Genomic DNA, 18,134 nt, shown 5'->3' on the forward strand with positions numbered 1-18,134 from the left:
CGGAATGCGCTGGTGGATACTGCTGTATATCACCTGTAAAAGGTATGGTCGCCGCATGGATTTGTTCTTCCGTAATGCCTTCTATCGAAAATTCCTGATCCACAACGGTTTCCAGGTCGAAAGAAGGTGTTGTTGCACCAAGGACCATGGTGCCGGTATACTCTTTTTCCTGTGCCTGGAAAGTGTCAATTTGTTTGGTGAGTTTACCTGTGCAGATAATCAACAGACCGGTAGCAAGCGGATCCAGGGTGCCTGCGTGTCCTACTTTAATTTTGAGCGGTTTTAGAGAGTTTCTTATCTTTCCCACCACATCAAAACTTGTCCACTGATAAGGCTTATTGATGAGCAGGAGCTCACCTTCGGCAAAATTAAAATCCGGAAATTCAATCATTAAAGTTGTATAAGGCCCTGGTAATACAGGACTAAGAAAAATAAACCAAATGCGATTCTGTACCAGCCAAACAGCTTAAAGCCGTACTTCTGTACATAACCTATGAAAAATTTGATGGCAAGTAGTGCAATCACAAAAGCAATTAAATTTCCCACACCTAAAAGCATAAGATTATGTTTGTCCTTTAGGATCTCGGGAGTTTCTTTATAGGCTTTGACCAATTTTAATCCTGTTGCACCAACCATGGTGGGAACAGCGAGGAAGAAAGAGAACTCTGCAGCAACTGACCGGGTTAATTTTTGTTGCATCCCACCGATAATGCTGGCCGCACTTCTGCTGGTACCCGGAACCATAGCAAGGCATTGCCAGAAACCAATGATCAGCGCACTCTTATTAGAAATTTCCGGTTCGGATTTTATTGTTGGTTTATTGAAGAACTTGTCGATAAAAAGCAAGATGATACCCCCAACAACCAGCATTACTGCAACGGTTACGGGACTCTCCAGCAGATGGTCTATTTTTTTTTGAAGTAACATTCCAAATACTGCTGCTGGTAAACAAGCGATGACAAGCTTCAGGTAAAATTTCCAGTGATTTAAAGGGAAAAATTTCTTCCAGTAAAAAACAACAACAGAAAGGATAGCCCCGAGCTGCACTGCAATTTCAAAGAGTTTTACGAATGGATCTTTGTCAATTCCCATTACCGAAGAGGCAATGATCATATGACCAGTTGAAGATACGGGCAAAAACTCCGTTATTCCTTCTATTACAGAAAGGATAAAGGTTTGTAGAAAATCCATGAATCTATTTCTTTAAAACGGCATAAATGCCAAAAGCAAAGCCAAAAAGGACTACCATTGGAGCAAGAAGTGTTTTTCTGAAATCGTAGATATCGGTATCACCTATCATTAAGATGAATCCAAATACAACGATAGCGATGCTGATCAACAGCAGTTGATAATTCTTTTTGGTGAAAACCAATTCTGATTTGTTGTCCTGACTTGCAGGGCTGTGTTTTTTCTGTATCATTATCTGTATAGATCGTAACTTTTTAAACGTAAATATCTGCTTACTGCCATAGCAGTGCTGATGGCAGTGATAAAGATGCCCAGGCCAAGCATAAATAACAATACAAACCCAAATTCTGTGTAGTTTCTTAATATGATGATTTCAGGGATTTGTTTTTGTGCATAATACAGGATGCCCAGTAGAATAATCACAGCAATGATGGCTGAAATTAGACCATGTAAAGCAGCAAGCAGAATAAAAGGCTTGCGGATAAAGTTTTTAGTTGCACCAACCAGTTGCATACTTTTGATCAGGAAACGCTGAGAATAAATGGCCAGTCTGATGGTATTGTTGATCAAAGCAATGGAGATCACCAATAAAATGGCAGCAAAGGCCAGAATGATCAGGCTGATGGTGTTGATATTCTGGTTGACCATGTCAATTAAAGAGCTTTGATAGATCACTTCTTTAACTGCTGGATTTTTACTGATCTGGGCTTTTAAGGCGTCAATACTTTTATTGTTGGCGTAATCTGCTTTCAGATAAACATCAATCGTAGAGAGTAACGGGTTATAACCCAGGAAATTCACAAAATCTTCTCCAAGATCCTGGGTAAGGTTTTTAGCAGCGATTTCCTTGTTTACGTATTGAGTCGTTTTTATCGCCGGATTAGAATTCAGCTCTTTTTGAAATTGAAGTACATCTGCATCTTTAGCACCTTCATCAAGGATAATGTTCAGAACAATGTTTTCCTTCACATAGTTGGACAGGTTTTTTGCATGTACCAGAATTAAGCCCAGCATGCCAAGTGTTAGCAGTACGAGTGTAATACTGAATATTGTTGAAATGTATATGGTCTTTGTCTTCTTAGAAGCATCGCTTACTTCAAATTCTTCCATGTATTCGTGTTTATTGTTGTGCGAAAATAAAAAAATAAAAGCAACTAAAATAAATTATATGGCTTTAGCATTCAATTACCTCCTAATCTACAACGAAAGTTTAATTAAAATAGTTTCTTCTTTTCAGTCTTAACAATCTTTAACACTTATTAAAGCGGATTGTGCTTAGGAGTATGCTGCGAATATTTATACTATATCTGCTGCTTTTTCGTTAAAAAAGCAGCAAAAAACCATTACTATGAAGAAAAAACTAACTACAGCAGTCCTTTTTTTATTGCTGGTCACGGGTATAACTGCCTGTAAAAAACAAGATTCAAACACGACGATTGTCAAGATCGGAGGGAAATGGCAGGTAACTAAGATTGAAACCAAAGTTTATGATGCCAACGGGGGGATCGCTTCCTCAAATACGGTAGAATATAATCCGAGTTCCGATTATCTTGATTTTAAAAGCACGGAAAATAATGATTTCGAAATGAGTCTGGCGGGTACAATTTCCAGTGGTAATTACGTCACTTTTGTCGGAACGGCATTTAACATTAAATTAGCTTCAAAGCTTCTGGTGTGTTCTACCGAAGTGCTTAACGACAATACTTTCCAGTTTACAGCCACAGTAGATCAATCTAATCCTAAGGTGACCGAAACCTATTATCTTAAAAGATAGTGAGCTATGCCGCCTTATTAAAAGGCGGCATATTTACTCTGATTACCAATTGGTAAATTATTTCATTATTTTCGCGCTATATATTAAGGAATAGCCGTAATGGATTACCAATTTAAAGAAATAGAGAAAAAGTGGCAGCAGTTTTGGGCTCAGAACCAGACTTTTAAAGCAGATACCAATAGCGATAAACCTAAATTTTACGTGCTGGATATGTTTCCTTATCCATCAGGTGCGGGTTTACACGTGGGTCATCCCCTGGGCTATATCGCCTCAGATATATTTTCAAGATACAAAAGGTTGAAGGGGTTCAATGTATTGCATCCGATGGGATACGATTCTTTTGGTTTGCCGGCTGAGCAATATGCTATTCAAACCGGACAGCATCCGGCAATCACCACAGAAACCAATATCAATACTTATCGCAGGCAATTGGACCAGATTGGTTTTTCATTTGACTGGAGCAGAGAGGTGAGGACCAGCGATCCCGAGTATTATAGATGGACGCAATGGATCTTTATGCAGTTGTTCAATTCCTGGTATAACCTGGAGACAGACAGGGCAGAAGATATTACGACTTTGCTTGAAAAATTTAATGCTTCAGGAAGTGCAGATGTGAAGGCTGTTTGTGATGAAGATACCAAGACCTTCATGCCGAGCGATTGGGCAACGATGACCAGTGAGGAAAAGCAGGAAGAGTTGCTTAAATACAGGCTGACTTATTTAAAAGAAAGTACGGTGAACTGGTGTCCTGCTCTTGGAACTGTATTGGCCAATGATGAGGTTAAGGATGGATTTTCAGAGCGTGGAGGACATCCGGTAGAACAAAAGAAAATGATGCAGTGGAGTATGCGTATTTCTGCCTATGCAGAACGTTTACTTCAGGGGCTGAATACGATAGACTGGCCGGAGCCGGTCAAAGAAATGCAGCGCAACTGGATTGGTAAAAGTGTTGGGGCAAGTGTGAGGTTTGCAATTGAGAAAACACCGTCAATTACAGGAGTAGAAGAAGACTATATTGAAGTGTTCACCACACGGGCTGATACTATATTTGGGGTTTCTTATCTGGTTCTTGCACCTGAGCATGAATTGGTAGCTGCATTAACTACACCAGAACAAAAAAGCGATATTGAGCAGTATATTGCTCAAACCAAGAAGAAATCAGAACTGGACCGTATGGCAGATACAAAAACGGTTTCCGGTGCTTTTACAGGAAGTTACGTCATCAATCCGGTGAGCGGAGCACGTGTGCCGCTTTGGATTGCGGATTATGTTCTTGCAGGCTATGGTACTGGTGCGGTAATGGGTGTACCAAGTGGAGATCAGCGTGACTGGGCATTTGCTACACATTTCAATTTACCAATTGTACAGGTTCTGGACGCGCAACAAAATATAGATACACAGGCTGATCCAACAAAAGAAGGGAAATACATCAATTCAGGCTTTATTAATGGGATGAGCTACGCTGAAGCGATCCCATTTTTGAACAACTGGCTTGAAGAACAGGGCGTAGGAAAGGCAAAAATCAATTACCGTATGCGGGATGCTATTTTTGGTCGCCAGCGGTATTGGGGTGAACCTATTCCTGTTTATTTTAAGGATGGATTACCCTACCTGATCAAGGAAGAAGAATTGCCGTTATTGCTCCCTGAAATTGATAAATACCTGCCAACTGAGACAGGAGAGCCTCCTTTGGGACGGGCTGAGAACTGGAGTTATGAAGATCAGTATGAGTACGAACTGAGCACAATGCCTGGCTGGGCTGGTTCAAGCTGGTACTGGTACAGATATATGGATGCCGTTAATGGTTCTGAATTTGCTTCAAAGGAAGCAATTGAGTACTGGAAAGATGTCGATCTTTATATTGGAGGAGCGGAGCATGCTACTGGTCACCTGTTGTATAGCCGTTTCTGGAATAAGTTTCTTAAAGATCTTGGTTATGTACAGGAGGAAGAACCCTTCAAAAAACTGATTAATCAGGGCATGATCCAGGGAAGGAGTAATTTTGTTTACCGTGTTATTGATGAGCAGGGCCGTGGAACAAATACACTGGTATCTCATGGATTAAAAAATGACTATAAAACATCTGCATTGCATGTAGATGTGAATATTGTAGAAAATGAGATTCTGAATATTCCAAAATTCAAGTTGTTCAGACCTGAATTTAAGGACGCTGAGTTTATCCTGGAAAATGGTAAATACATTTGTGGGGTAGAAGTGGAGAAGATGTCTAAATCTAAGTTTAATGTAGTTAATCCGGATGTATTGATTGAAAACTATGGTGCAGATACATTAAGGATGTATGAAATGTTTCTGGGACCATTGGAACAGAGTAAGCCATGGAATACCAATGGTATAGAGGGGGTGTTTAAATTCCTTCGCAAATTCTGGAGATTGTTCCATAATGAGGCATGGGTTTTTAATGTCAGCGATTCTGTTCCAACTAAAGCAGAACTGAAGGCTTTACATAAGATCATTAAAAAGGTTCAGGATGATATTGAACGCTTCTCTTTCAATACATCAGTGTCCAGTTTCATGATCGCAGTGAATGAGCTGACAGATTTGAAATGTAAGAATCGTCAGGTATTGGAAGATCTGGTTGTGGTGCTTTCTTCCTATGCGCCGCATATCTGTGAAGAGCTTTGGTCTTTATTAGGACATGAAGAAGGAAGTTTATCTTATGCTCCGTATCCAGTATTTAATCCAGCCTATCTGGTAGAAGACGAATTCAGTTATCCTGTTTCTGTAAATGGTAAAACCCGGTTGAACCTTAATCTGAGTTTAACATTGGAAGCTAAAGAAATTGAAGAGACTGTTCTGGCTGATGAGCAGGTGCAAAAATATCTGGAGGGTAAAACACCTAAAAAGGTTATTGTTGTGAAAGGCAGAATTGTGAACATTGTGATTTAATTCTGATTTCGGAAAATTATAGGGGTTGTATCATCTGATACAACCCCTTTTTATTTAAACCTGTAGCCAATGCCAAACTGTAAAGTCTGATAGGTTGCTTTATATGAACCTAAGTCATTACTTATTTTATAGGGAGAAAGAAGCTGATATCTTCCGTTTAAATCAAATCGCCCCATGTGGAGGCTTATTCCTCCGGTAAATCCTATACTAACCTGATTAACGGTCGTTTTACTAATAGCCTGGTTGATCTCTTTACTATGATATACGGTATCGCGCATGTCAGCCATTGGAGCGACCAGGCCCTGTTTGTTTGATTGTTTAAGCAAGAGATTAAGCAATGGCCCGGCTTGCAGACTAATCGCTTTATTGATCTTGTATTCCAGTAGTAAAGGAATATTTAATGTCAGCACTTTGCGTGAATCGTTAACTTTAAAAGGTGGAAGAGAATCTGGTCTGTAGTAACTCGGATGCGAGTATTCTCCAGCCAATTGTCTTAATGTGTTGAATTGTAGTCCGGTAGAAATTAACCAATGTTTGGTCAGAGCATACGAGCCTGACAAGCCCAAATAGAAACTATTGGTATTGCTGCTCTTGTTAATTCCCGTTTCCAATCCATAGTTATACATTGGGGTGGTCATCTCTCTTTTTTGATCCGTTTTTGCTAAACGGATCTTTTTTGGATGGAAGACTTTTTCATTTTGCTTTGATTTTCGGTAGTAACTGTTGTTTTTTGAGAGAACCTGAATAGCTAAAGGCGTCCAGGTAATTATTCCATAGCCTGGAACAGATTGTGAGATCATGTGTTCGGATGCAAATATTTCTGCTGCGGAAATTTTGCTTTTTAAGAGTTGATGCAAAGGAATTTCGTCTATCTTTTCCTGATCTGAAAGCTGATCAGGATTTTGGTCAACAAGGGGAGTCGAATTGTGGTAAGCAGGAGTGACCAGCTGAGGTCTATAAAGAACAGATTTTGGAATGTTATGAAGAATAGCTTCAGTTGATGCTGAATCTTTGATTAAGACAGGTTGTTGTGCTGGCAGGTTTAAAGTGTCCTTTGTTTGTAGATGCCAAGGTTGTTTTTTTTGTTTTTTGATGGCGTTTTTCTCCGTAGGAGACTTAATTATAAAGTATCCGCAAGCAGTAATCATGGCTGCTGCAGGTAAAACATACGTAAGTATGGGAGAAATTAATTTAGAAATAGCAGATTTCAATGGAGGACTGGTGGCTGGCTGGGCAACGGGAAGTTCCTTGTCTAAAATAGATTTCATTTCTGCCCAGGCGGAATCAGCATCCCTATTCAAAGGAAATTGCTGCAGCTTTTTACGCCAGATTTTATGATACCAGGCCGAATTTCTCATTTTGACTTATCTTCTTGTTTTTCAGTTGGTTTGATTTTGTCTTTAATGGCAGGAGATAATATCTTCCTGAGCTGCTTTTTCGCTTCCGATAAATGCCATCTGGATGTCCCTTCCGTAATGTCCAGATGGTCTGCTATTTCTTTATGTGTATATTCTTCTATTACAGAAAGATTAAAAACTATTTTAGTGGCATGTGGAAGCTGATGAATGGCCTGCATTAAATCTTCTGTATATAACTTTTCAAGTATTTCAGGTAAAATAAAAATTGTATCTATCTCATCCTCACTACTGCTCTGATTACTAAATCTGGCTTCTTTTCTTCCAAGATCGATGCACGTCCTTATGATAATTGTTTTGATCCATGCACCCAATTCGCCCTTTGATTCTTCAAAACTGTTGATGTGCTGGAAAACTTTTAAAAAGCCTGAATTAAGTGCTTCTGCTACAAGATCATCAGATTTTAAATAACGATAACAAAGCCGGAGCATTTCCGGATAAAAAAGCTTATACAACTGAGCCTGCGCACTACGTTCGTTTGCTTTACATCCTTTTATAATACGAGACTCCCGTTTAGCAAACAGATTCATTCAGCAAATTAAAAGTAAATTTAGGAGGTGTCATTCCTAAAGAATACGAAGGCACCAGGCAAAACGTTGGGTAAAAATGAAATTTTTAAAATGATTTGAAGAAGTTTTTTGATTTTTTACCCAACGTTTGGCTCGGTACTCCCGTAAACTGATAAAGAAGACTAAATATAAGACCATTGTATCATCATCAAAGTTATCAGAAACACGGAAACTGGTATAACCAATATTTTCCAGGTAAAGAATCGAAGATTAATTATTACAAAGAGAAAAGATCTCTGGGGAAGAAAACAATTGCTCATTGGTTGCAGAATATTTTTTTTAAGTGCATTGATCCATTGCTTGGGGAGAATAGATACTGGCTTACCGTTGGGGATGCTTATGGGTTTGATGCACAGTATATTGAATCAAGAGGCAGTATGGCGATGGCTACAGACCTGAATGTTGATTTTTTGACCGTTGCCCGGGAAGAGGGAATTATTACCAGATATAGAGCTGAAAACGCGGAGCAACTGAATTTCCCCGATGAGAATTTTGATTACGTGCTTTGCAAAGAATCCTATCATCATTTTCCAAGACCATATGCGGCATTGTATGAAATGATCCGGGTTGCAAAAGAAGGAATTGTAATCATAGAGCCGCAAGATCCTGTAACTAAAATACCGATCTTATTATGGCTTTTTAATTTATTCAAAACGAACCCACGGATCTTAAACAGAATCTGGAAAAATCGCTTTTCTTATGAGCCGGTAGGCAATTTCGTCTATAAAGTATCCGAACGTGAATTTGAAAAATTTGCCGCTGGTTTGAATCTTCCGATGCTTGCTTTTAAAAGGATTAATCCAAATTTTTATTTTAAAGGAGCAGAAGTTTTAGACCAGAAAAAATATAGCGCTAGTTTTATAAAGATTAAAGTTAAAAAGGCATTAATGGATATTTTGCTCAGGTGCAGGTTAACTCCTGGACAAGTCTTATGTACAGTGGTTTTTAAAACCATACCTGAAGACAGTCTCCTTCAGCAAATGAAGGCAGAAGGTTATCATTTTATCCATATTCCTGTAAACCCCTACGCCGCGCGGTGAACAACCGTTAAAGGAAGACTTCTCTTTTGCCTGATATAGATGATAACAGCCAACAGGAAGCCCAGAAAGACCATTCCCATACTGAAAGGGAAAATGTATGGCATTCCAAAACGGCTGGCTATGGCACCAACTAAAGGACCTGTTATGCCCAAAGAAAGATCGATAAATAAACCATAGCCTCCAAGCGCAGCACCGTGATTGGAAGGTGGGATTAATTTTACGGCTTCTACACCGAGTGCAGGAAAAACAAGAGAGAATCCCAAACCAGCTATTCCTGCACCAACCAAGGCTGTTGCTGGCGTGTTGGCCAGCCAAAGGATCAAAAGACCAGTAGTTTCCAGGGCAAGACAAACGATAGATGTTTTTAACCCGCCATGTAAATCAATCGAACGGCCAAAAAAGATACGTCCGAGTATAAATAACAGGCTAAAGACTGATAGACATAGTACCGCATCAGACCAGTTTAAATAAGCGTAATATAGAGTGATAAATGTAGAAATTGTTCCGAATCCCAGACCTCCTAAAGCCAGGCAAATACCGAATGGTGACACCTTTTTCAGCACTTTGAGGAAAGACTCTCTGGGGCTGGTACTATTTCCTTTTAAAGGCGTCTTGCTTTTTGCATACAGTAAACCGATAATGCCAACCAAAATAATTAAAAGACCTATACTTCCTATGCCATATCCGTTGTTTAGCCATACGCCCAGGGGTGCACCAGCGGCGAGTGCACCATAACTCGCAATACCATTAAAAGATATGGCTTTAGCCGTATGCTGATTTCCTACTGCCAGAATAGCCCAGTTTACAGGGCTGGCACCAATTAATCCTTCGGAGAAGCCTGTCATCAGTCTTGTAATGACCAGCAGACCCAAACTCATGATGGGAATATGTTTTAACGTATAGGCTGCAAAAAGGAGTATACCACTTAAAACAAAGCCAGCCATGCCTAACAGAACTGCAGGTTTTGGGCCCTTCAGATCCACCATTTTACCGGCATAACCACGCATAACGAAAGTGGTTACATATTGGATGCTGATTACAATACCTGCAACCATGGCGCTATAGCCAAGTTCCTGGTGTATAAAAACTGGTAAAACAGCGAGGGCGAGGCCGATGGTAAAATATCCAAAAAAAGTAAATGCAACAAAACTGGTAATGGTTAAACGAACTTGTGATAAAGAAACATTTGAACTTGTTTCTGACTTCATAATGCTTAATATATAGTGACTTAACAGAGCGCACGCAAATTTAAGGACATTTGTATGGGGCTTTGCCATTTGAAAATAACAAAAGCCATACTTTACTTTGCATTAACAATTGCGGCGATACGCTGTTGAACTTCCTCCTTAAAATGAAACCATAAGACAAAGACCGAAAAATATTTCGGCCTTTTGTAGATTATTTGAGGATCAGAACGGGTTTATCTGCGTCTGCTGACAGGCCTTCTGTGATGCTTTGATGTGTTAGGCTATATAGAAAACTATGTCTGCCGGGCAAGGCAATAATCATTTGCTGATTATGCTCTTCTGCAAATGTCAACACCCCATGAAGAATATCGTGGTCATCAGAATAATACAGTTCATATTCATAACCATTGAGTAATTCTTTCAGTATGCCTTCAATTTCCTGACCTGGATGTTCAGGTTTTAAGTGTTTTTGCAAGGGATCAACATTTAGCAGTGCTAATTTTGGATGTGGCCAATGTTTAATAGAGTGTAGTCTTTTTAATAAGCTGATATGGTCCAGTGTTCTGAAATCACAAGCAACGAGTGCATTTTGAACAGGCTCATAGCTAGCCTTTTCTGGGATGATCAACACGGGTACAGGACTGATTTTTGCAATTTCAATCATTTGACTGCATGTTTTGTTAAGGAACAAAACATCAGGCTGTTCCATAGAAACAATTTCAAGAACTGCCCGCAACAGAGGTTTTTCAATCAAGGCAACTTTTACAGAAATTTTGCTGCGAAGTTTCTTTAACAGGTTGGCTTTTAAGTCTTCCAGTTGCTTAAGGAGTTGTTGTTTCTGTTCAAGTATTTCTCCTTCTCCTGGCTGTATAAAATCTGCAGATGGATAGATCTGCTCAAATAAAGTAACAAAAAAAGAAGAAAATAAAATGATCTGATCAATATCCTGGCTATTACTCAGCTCAGCGGTGTAATTGACCATATGGATAGAAGACTCTGAAAAATCAATGGGTATGAGAATTGTTTTCATTGCAATATAATTTATATAATGTTCCTGGTGAGTTGTTGAATAAGTTTTGTGGAGGAAATGATAGCATCAGCAGAGAGATCTGCCGAAGCAGTGGTATACATTTCCATTGCCCAGGGCAATAGTTCTTCCTGAAGATGTTTTCCCTTCCCTGTCAGATAAATTAAGTTATTTCTCCTGTCGCTTTCATCTTCTTCTCTTTTTACCAGTTCTCTTTTGCTTAGATTGTCGATCAGATACGTCATACTGGCTTTTTCTTTAATGATGCGGCTGGCAATCTCCTGTTGATTGATCCCGTCTTTTTCCCAGAGACACATTAATACCTCCAACATTTCATAAGTAATATTCAGTTGATTTTCTTTAATGCGTGCCTGGATAAATTGGCGGGAACGGCTTCTCATTTCAATGACCGCACGGCCTAGCTCAAGTGCCAGTAAGGCTTTCTCTTTATCTGCCATAAGGATGGGTTCTAATTCTCTATACAAAGTTAAGGAATAGATAGTATAGTATTTAACTATTATGTCATAATTTGTTATATTAAAACGAGACTAAGTCTACGATTCCATGATTTTTTCTTTGAGATCTTTAATGACCTCTGCAGATCTGATTATTCTTTCGTGGGTTACATGCTCATAGTCTCTGCCAGAAATGGAAGGATAGGCTTCCAGAAAATGCTTTAGATAAGGGTACGGAGCAATTTGGTCGTGCTGATCATAAGCAAGCCAGTGATTTAAACTTTCGTATTCTTTATACCATTCAGATAAGTTAAAAATGGAAGAGCTCATACCGAATCGTTGTTCGAAATCTTTTAGAAACTGCTCCTGAATGACCGGATCAATCTGTACTGTGGTCATACTCGCTTTAAAGTTCTCTTTCAGAAGAATCAAGGGGGTCAGACTGATCAGTAAATCGGGCTTTAACCTGGTTTCTTTTATGGCTATAACATTCGCCATAGCGCCCAGAGAATGACCAATAAGGATTTTTGGCGATCCAAATGCTGCAACTACAGCTTTAACGGCTTCAATATATAGGAGCAAGTTGGATAATTCTCCTTCAGAGCTTCCATTTCCAGGAGCATCGAAGGTGATGATCTCCAGATTTTTCAGTTCTTTCAGCGTATGAATAATCTCTGAAAAATCAGCGGCTTTTGAACCCCATCCATGTGTAAGAATCACTTTATCGGGTCCATTCCCCCATTTAAAACCATTAAAGATTAATTCTTCCCCGGAGAAAAATTCATCTTTGACCTTGAGACTGAATCTTTCAGATTCTTCTAATAGTTGCTCCTGATGCAGTCGTAGAGGGATTTTTGGGGAATAACAGATGTATTGCCATAGCAGGGTGGTGGTTTCATCGGAGTTTTGGAAATGAGCTTCCTTTAGTTTTTCAATGATCTGTTTTAGTCTTTTCATGCTGTTGTCGATAGTTATTTTCTTGCGGCCAGGACAGACACGGCAGTGGTATTCCCCTCTATCGATTTGATGCTCCCAAAGCGATCTGTACCATCAAATTTATTGAAGTATTTGATTTGTACATTTCCAATGGACTTCACTTTTCCCTGGGGGTCATGTATGTCGAAAGTATTGTAATAGGATAGCTGGATATCCCCAACGGATTTTAAAGATCCAAACTCTTCGTGAATGTCAAAAGTATTGTTATACTTAAACTGAATATTTCCAATAGATTTGAGTTTGCCTTTGGGGTCGTGTATATCGAAATTGTCATAATACCTGACAGGCAGATTACCAATGATTGTTTTTTCCTGACCGTAGTTTCTTTCCAAATCTGGACTTGCATGATAGTCCGATACGTTTCCGGAAACGGATTCGGTATAGTCAATCCTACCTTCTTCATTGATTCCGACAAGGATAGTGTTGTCAAGTACAAGTTCTATGGAGCGAATGCCCTTAGAGTGATCAGAGATTCTAAAACGGGCAGAGGTGATGGTTTGAGCCTGGCTATAGAAGCCATAGCACATTAGAAGTGCGCAAAGTAATGCTTTTTTAGTTTTCATAAGAGGAATCATTTGTGTTTAATAAATGTACAATAAAAAGCATATATTGAAGTTGTCCAATTGATGAAAACAATTATAAAAAAACTATTTAGAATAGTGTTCTACACCTTTGGTGGGCTTCTGGCTTTCCTGGTATTTTACGCCTTTCTGACCTGGATCCTTATCGTTATTCCAGTTAACAGAAATGCGAAAAAGGAAGGGCCGGATGAAATATCCATATATATACTGTCTAATGGGGTACATACAGATATTGTTGTGCCTGTTAGGAATGAGATGATGGACTGGACCAGTATTATCAAGTTTGAGGACACAGAATCAAAAGATACAACGTTTAAATATGTAGCTTTTGGTTGGGGAGATAAAGGTTTTTATCTGCAAACACCAGAATGGTCAGACTTAAAGTTTAGTGTTGCATTTAAGGCCATATTTCATTTGGGCAGTACAGCAATTCATGCAGACTTTTGTAGATCAATGCAGCCCGGTGAAAATTGCAAGGAAATCAAGCTGAGTAAGGACCAGTATCTAAAACTGGTGCGTTATCTTAAAGCGAGTTTTAGTTACAATGATTCCGGACAACCAATACAGATCTATATTCAAAAAGGTCAAAAAGGATATGGGGCGGACGATGCCTTTTATGAGGCTAAAGGCGCGTATGATATCTTTAATACTTGTAATACATGGGCAAACAGTGCGTTAAAAAGCTGTGATCAAAAAGCATGTTTGTGGACGCCCGTTGTGCAGGGTATATTCTATCAGTACAAATAAGATAAGCATTAGGACAATCAAAGGCTTACTGATCAGTTCTGCTCATTTGTAATTTGACCCCTCGTTTTCCGCCATTCACCGCTTATATTTGCAGCCTCATCAGAAATCTGTTTAATATCCTTGTAACAAAATCTACCTTGCGCAGACTAATTGACAAAGACGCAAAAAATTAATATGAAACGAATTCTACTCTTACTATTTATAGGTTTAACTGTATTCTCCACTGCAAAAGCACAATTTCCAATGGGAGGAATTGGGGCTGGTAAAAAAGTCACAGTAACCGGAAGGATAACTGCTTTGATCATTGACTCCGCAACTAAAAAGCCTGTAGACTATGCTACCATTGCGCTGATGAAAGTTAAAGACAATAAATCTGTTAACGGTGGGTTAACTGATGAAAAAGGAAAGGTTACCCTCCAGAATATCGCTCCTGATCAATATAAGTTGACTATTGGTTTTATGGGGTATAAGACTAAATCTATTTTAGTAAAAACTACTCCTGAAAAGCCTGACCTGAATGTAGGCACCATCTATTTGGAGCCTACTGCTGGAAACCTGAAAGAGGTAGAGATTACCGGGCAAAAAGCATTGGTGGAAAGTAAAGTTGATAAATTGGTTTACAATGCAGAGGCCGATATTACCAATGCCGGAGGAGACGCAACAGACGTGATGCGCAAAGTTCCTATGCTTTCTGTGGATATCAATGGTAACCTGCAAATGCGGGGTGCGGCAGTGAGGGTACTGATTAACGGAAAGCCCTCCGGTACGATGGCAAACAGCGTAGCTGATGCTTTAAAAATGATCCCGGCCGAACAGATTAAGAGTGTTGAAGTGATTACCAGTCCATCAGCTAAATATGATGCAGAAGGGTCAGGGGGAATTGTGAATATCATTACCAAGAAAAAGAATGCAGAAGGTATAAGCGGGAGCTTGAATGGTTCGGTAGGAACAAGGTCTAATAACGGTGCTTTTAACCTGAATGCCAAAACAGGTCGTTTATCTCTTACAACAAGTTTGGGTGTAAATCAGGCTTATCCTCAGAATTCGAAGGTGGATATGTTGAATACCTATATTGATAAGAATGGTCAAACCAATATACTTGCACAAAATGGGTTCTCGAAATGGTCAAGGGTTGGATATAATGGAAGCGCAGGCCTGGATTATGACATTAATGCCTATAATAACATCAGTACCAATATTAAGTTTAACCGATTTTCAAACGGTGGGCCGGGAAGTACAGACATCTATCTGAATAATAACTTTCTAAGTACAAATACCAGGGATATGGATATGAGCTTTAACAATATGGACTGGAATGTGGACTATAAGAAAACAACCAAAAGGGAAGGGGAGGAATTCACTTTATCAGGGCAATTGTCAAGGGGCAGGAATATCAGTAACTATAGTAACATTTTTACCAAACCAAACACGCCAGATTCTACAGTTTTAGGCGACAATACGGGTAAAAATAATGAGTATACTTTGCAGGCCGATTATACTTATCCGTTTAACAAAACGACCACTTTGGAAACAGGGGCTAAAGGCATTTTTAGAAATATAAAAAGTAATGACGGACAAGTTGGTGGATTTGATTACGATCAGAATGTAGCTGCGGCTTATGGTGTAATGGGATTTAAGCTGAGTAAAAAGATGACTGCAAAAGCAGGTTTAAGGGCTGAATATACCGCAATTGATGGAAAGGCATCTAATTTCAAGAATGACTATTTTAACTTGTTTCCAAGTATCATTGTTTCACAAACCCTTAAAGCAAATACAACTATAAAGGCCAGTTACAACAGAAGAGTACAGCGTCCAAGTTTATTCTATCTGAACCCATTTAGAAATGAAAGTGATGTATTTAACCCAAGTCAGGGTAATCCAAATCTGGCACCTGAACTAACTGATAACATGGAGTTGGGTTACTCCACTTTTATAAAAGGCTCCATCATTAATGCTTCTGTATTTTATCGCCGTACACACGATGTCATCGAAAGTGCCATAAGGCCTGTTGTTGAAGATGGTGTCAACAAGAACTTAACGACTTATATTAATGTGGGTAACAGCAAATCCTATGGATTTAACATATTTGCTTCTTACAACCCAAAACCAAAATGGACATTGATGACGAATCTGGGCTTAAATACTTATGAAGTGAATGGTTCAGCAACGGGCGTAAGTACTTCAACTTTTTTAAATTATACAGCGTTTTTGCGTTCGGCCTATGCTTTGCCGGGTGGTTGGAATACCGAATTGTGGGGTGTGCTTAATTCACCAAAACGTACATTCCAGGGAAAAACAGATGCAATGTATTTTTACGGAGCTGCCCTTAAGAAGGAAATCCTGAATAAAAAAGCTTCTGTTGGTCTGAATGTTTTGAATCCGTTTAACCGTGATCTAAGGATCAAAACGTTAAATACCACGGCAACGTCTACTCAGAGTACAGACATCCATTATCCATTGCGTTCATTTGGGGTGAACTTTAGTTACAGCTTCGGTAAGCTGAAATTTACGCAGAAGAAAAAGATCAATAATGATGATGTGAAACCTGGCGAGCAGCAAATGGGTGAACAAGGTGCCGGAGGTTTAAAAAACTAAAAATAGCTTAAACATTAAGCCCCTTATCTGACAAGATAAGGGGCTTTTTTTAGGGTTTTTTAACCCGCTTTAAAATCATCAGGTTCAATGCATTCATAGGGTAACCACTGATTCCGTTCTGTAACATAATCACAGACTGATCATAATAAAGGGGTACAATGGAGGCATATTCCATCACCATATTATCCATTTTTCTGTAAAGCACATATCTCTTTTCGGCATTGCTTTCATAATAGCTTTCTTCAAAGAGTTTGTCGAAGGTCTTGTTGAAATAGCCAGTATAATTTGGCCCATAGGGTACACGGTTTTTGGAATAGAAAACCGCCAGATAATTTTCTGCATCAGGATAGTCTGCAATCCATGACCCTCTGAAAAAGTTGACTTCATTTTTAGACATCATATCTCTTAAACTTGCATTTGGGCTTGCGTCTACCTTTACCCGGATACCCTGGGCATTGAGTTCTCCCTGTATAAATTCAATAAGGTCCTTGTAGGTTGTGGAAGTGCTTAGCGTAATCTGTGGCATTCCTTTTCCGCCAGGGTAGCCCGCTTCAGCTAGTAGGGCTGCGGCTTTCTCTGGATTGTAATGATAACCTTTCACAATGGTACTGTCAAAACCAGGCATCCCTGCGGGAACAAAGCCCGATGTAGCCGGGGTACCAATGCTGTTGCGCAGATATTTGATCAATTTTGCTTTATCAATAGCATAATTGATGGCCTGCCGTACCTTTTTATATTTTAAGGGGGAGTTTTTGGCAATAAGTTTGGAAGTATCCACCAGCATACCCAGGTATTCTGTGCAGAGATAAGCACCTTTTCTGAGTTGGAATTTACCTTTATATTTCGCCGTCATCTTTCCGCTTTTGGTTAAAATATCATCCCTGTAACTGCCGTCTACTTTATCAAAGAAATCCAGTTCTTTCTTGATGAAATTCATAAAAGCACTTTGTTTATCACTGATGAACGAAGCTTTGACGGCGTCAAGATAAGGGAGCTGTACACCCGCGTCTTTTTCCCAGTAATGCTCGTTCTTTAACAGTACGAGAATTTCGTCTTCTTTCCAGTATTTAAACTTAAAAGGCCCCGTGCCTATGGGGTGGCTTCTGAAATCTTTTCCATAATGTTCTACAACTTCAGAGGGGACTACCGAGCAATAGAGCGTAGTTAACAAATTTAAAAAAGCAGGGAAGGGTTTCAATAGCCTGATTTGAAAAGTGCTGTCGTTTATGGCTGTGAAATTGTGGATATCTTTTACTTTATCGCTAAAGATCCAACCTCCCGAAGAACCTACTTTTGGGTCAATCAGGCGGTAAAAGCTGTACACAAAGTCGGTAGCTATTACTTTTCTTCCTTTTCCGTTTTTAAAAAGTGGGCTATCGTGAAAATGCACGTCGCTGCGGAGGTTAAACGTATAAATTAGCCCGTCACCAGATACTTGCCATGTTTTTGCGATACAAGGTACCGTGTGTAGATTGCTGTCAGTCTGGATCAGGCCGTTAAAGATCTGGTTCATCATCCAGATGGCATTTTGGTTCCTGGCAAAAGCAGGGTCTAAAGAGGTCAGGTTGGCATCGAGATTAAGATTAAACACTTTTTTTGAGCTATTTGTCAAATCAGTATGACAGGAGCATATACTCAGCAGCCACAGGCCCC

The 18,134-nt window shown here is 39.4% G+C and carries 16 protein-coding genes and 1 pseudogene; 5 read left to right on the top strand and 12 right to left on the bottom strand.

Translation table 11 applies throughout. The annotated features are described in order from the left end of the window. The 4 genes and pseudogenes from VNZ46_RS05145 to VNZ46_RS05160 all read right to left on the bottom strand — a co-directional run. Positions 1-391: pseudogene (locus VNZ46_RS05145) on the bottom strand (tRNA pseudouridine(55) synthase); the annotation flags it as partial. After that, the gene (locus tag VNZ46_RS05150) at positions 391-1,191 is read right to left on the bottom strand and encodes an undecaprenyl-diphosphate phosphatase (protein WP_199081668.1); all 801 of its coding nucleotides are present in this window, start codon (positions 1,189-1,191) and stop codon (positions 391-393) included. The gene VNZ46_RS05150 and the pseudogene VNZ46_RS05145, both read right to left, overlap by 1 nt. A gap of 4 nt (positions 1,192-1,195) precedes the next feature. Further along, positions 1,196-1,420 carry a DUF3098 domain-containing protein gene (locus VNZ46_RS05155; RefSeq protein WP_133779923.1) on the bottom strand — a complete coding sequence of 75 codons (225 nt, stop codon included), beginning with the start codon at positions 1,418-1,420 and terminating at the stop codon, positions 1,196-1,198. Further along, complete coding sequence (locus VNZ46_RS05160) at positions 1,420-2,298, bottom strand: cell division protein FtsX (RefSeq protein ID WP_108550067.1); 879 nt, start codon at positions 2,296-2,298, stop codon at positions 1,420-1,422. The genes VNZ46_RS05155 and VNZ46_RS05160 overlap by 1 nt, the downstream gene beginning before the upstream one ends. Before the next feature lie 238 nt (positions 2,299-2,536). On the opposite strand from VNZ46_RS05160, the gene VNZ46_RS05165 reads away from it, so the two are divergent. Beyond that, positions 2,537-2,962, top strand: a complete 426-nt coding sequence (locus tag VNZ46_RS05165; RefSeq protein ID WP_325559056.1) for a hypothetical protein — start codon at positions 2,537-2,539, stop codon at positions 2,960-2,962. A gap of 99 nt (positions 2,963-3,061) precedes the next feature. Then, positions 3,062-5,869, top strand: a complete 2,808-nt coding sequence (leuS, locus tag VNZ46_RS05170; RefSeq protein WP_325559057.1) for a leucine--tRNA ligase — start codon at positions 3,062-3,064, stop codon at positions 5,867-5,869. A 50-nt stretch (positions 5,870-5,919) separates the two neighbouring features. On the opposite strand, the gene VNZ46_RS05175 is transcribed toward leuS, so the two are convergent. Together VNZ46_RS05175 and VNZ46_RS05180 are read right to left on the bottom strand one after the other, a co-directional pair. Continuing rightward, the gene (locus VNZ46_RS05175; protein WP_325559058.1) at positions 5,920-7,227 is read right to left on the bottom strand and encodes an outer membrane beta-barrel protein; all 1,308 of its coding nucleotides are present in this window, start codon (positions 7,225-7,227) and stop codon (positions 5,920-5,922) included. After that, on the bottom strand, positions 7,224-7,814 hold the full coding sequence (locus VNZ46_RS05180; protein ID WP_325559059.1) for an RNA polymerase sigma factor: 591 nt from the start codon (positions 7,812-7,814) through the stop codon (positions 7,224-7,226). Before VNZ46_RS05180 ends, VNZ46_RS05175 begins: the two co-directional genes overlap by 4 nt. A gap of 176 nt (positions 7,815-7,990) precedes the next feature. On the opposite strand from VNZ46_RS05180, the gene VNZ46_RS05185 reads away from it, so the two are divergent. After that, positions 7,991-8,893 (top strand): class I SAM-dependent methyltransferase, encoded by a 903-nt coding sequence (locus VNZ46_RS05185; RefSeq protein ID WP_325559060.1) that lies wholly within the window; start codon positions 7,991-7,993, stop codon positions 8,891-8,893. Here VNZ46_RS05185 and VNZ46_RS05190 read toward each other — a convergent pair. The 5 genes from VNZ46_RS05190 to VNZ46_RS05210 form a co-directional block, all read right to left on the bottom strand. After that, entirely contained in the window at positions 8,878-10,101 is a 1,224-nt protein-coding gene (locus VNZ46_RS05190) for an MFS transporter (protein WP_325559061.1), read from the bottom strand. The genes VNZ46_RS05185 and VNZ46_RS05190 overlap by 16 nt on opposite strands. A gap of 190 nt (positions 10,102-10,291) precedes the next feature. Further along, on the bottom strand, positions 10,292-11,110 hold the full coding sequence (locus tag VNZ46_RS05195; RefSeq protein ID WP_325559062.1) for a universal stress protein: 819 nt from the start codon (positions 11,108-11,110) through the stop codon (positions 10,292-10,294). Positions 11,111-11,121: 11 nt separating this feature from the next. Beyond that, the gene (locus VNZ46_RS05200; protein WP_325559063.1) at positions 11,122-11,565 is read right to left on the bottom strand and encodes a MarR family transcriptional regulator; all 444 of its coding nucleotides are present in this window, start codon (positions 11,563-11,565) and stop codon (positions 11,122-11,124) included. A gap of 96 nt (positions 11,566-11,661) precedes the next feature. Further along, positions 11,662-12,519: an alpha/beta hydrolase gene (locus tag VNZ46_RS05205; protein WP_325559064.1), complete on the bottom strand. Its 858-nt coding sequence runs from the start codon at positions 12,517-12,519 to the stop codon at positions 11,662-11,664. A 14-nt stretch (positions 12,520-12,533) separates the two neighbouring features. After that, on the bottom strand, positions 12,534-13,121 hold the full coding sequence (locus VNZ46_RS05210) for a hypothetical protein (RefSeq protein ID WP_325559065.1): 588 nt from the start codon (positions 13,119-13,121) through the stop codon (positions 12,534-12,536). Positions 13,122-13,184: 63 nt separating this feature from the next. Between VNZ46_RS05210 and VNZ46_RS05215 the strand changes: the two genes are divergently transcribed. Together VNZ46_RS05215 and VNZ46_RS05220 are read left to right on the top strand one after the other, a co-directional pair. Next, positions 13,185-13,886 carry a TIGR02117 family protein gene (locus tag VNZ46_RS05215; RefSeq protein WP_325559066.1) on the top strand — a complete coding sequence of 234 codons (702 nt, stop codon included), beginning with the start codon at positions 13,185-13,187 and terminating at the stop codon, positions 13,884-13,886. 174 nt (positions 13,887-14,060) lie between these two features. After that, positions 14,061-16,481 carry a TonB-dependent receptor domain-containing protein gene (locus tag VNZ46_RS05220; RefSeq protein ID WP_325559067.1) on the top strand — a complete coding sequence of 807 codons (2,421 nt, stop codon included), beginning with the start codon at positions 14,061-14,063 and terminating at the stop codon, positions 16,479-16,481. A gap of 49 nt (positions 16,482-16,530) precedes the next feature. Here the strand turns inward: VNZ46_RS05220 and VNZ46_RS05225 are convergent, their stop codons facing one another. Continuing rightward, positions 16,531-18,129 (bottom strand): ABC transporter substrate-binding protein, encoded by a 1,599-nt coding sequence (locus VNZ46_RS05225; protein ID WP_325559068.1) that lies wholly within the window; start codon positions 18,127-18,129, stop codon positions 16,531-16,533. Between the last annotated feature and the right edge of the window lie 5 nt (positions 18,130-18,134).

The sequence above is a fragment of the Pedobacter sp. genome (genome assembly GCF_035566355.1).
GTDB lineage: Bacteria > Bacteroidota > Bacteroidia > Sphingobacteriales > Sphingobacteriaceae > Pedobacter.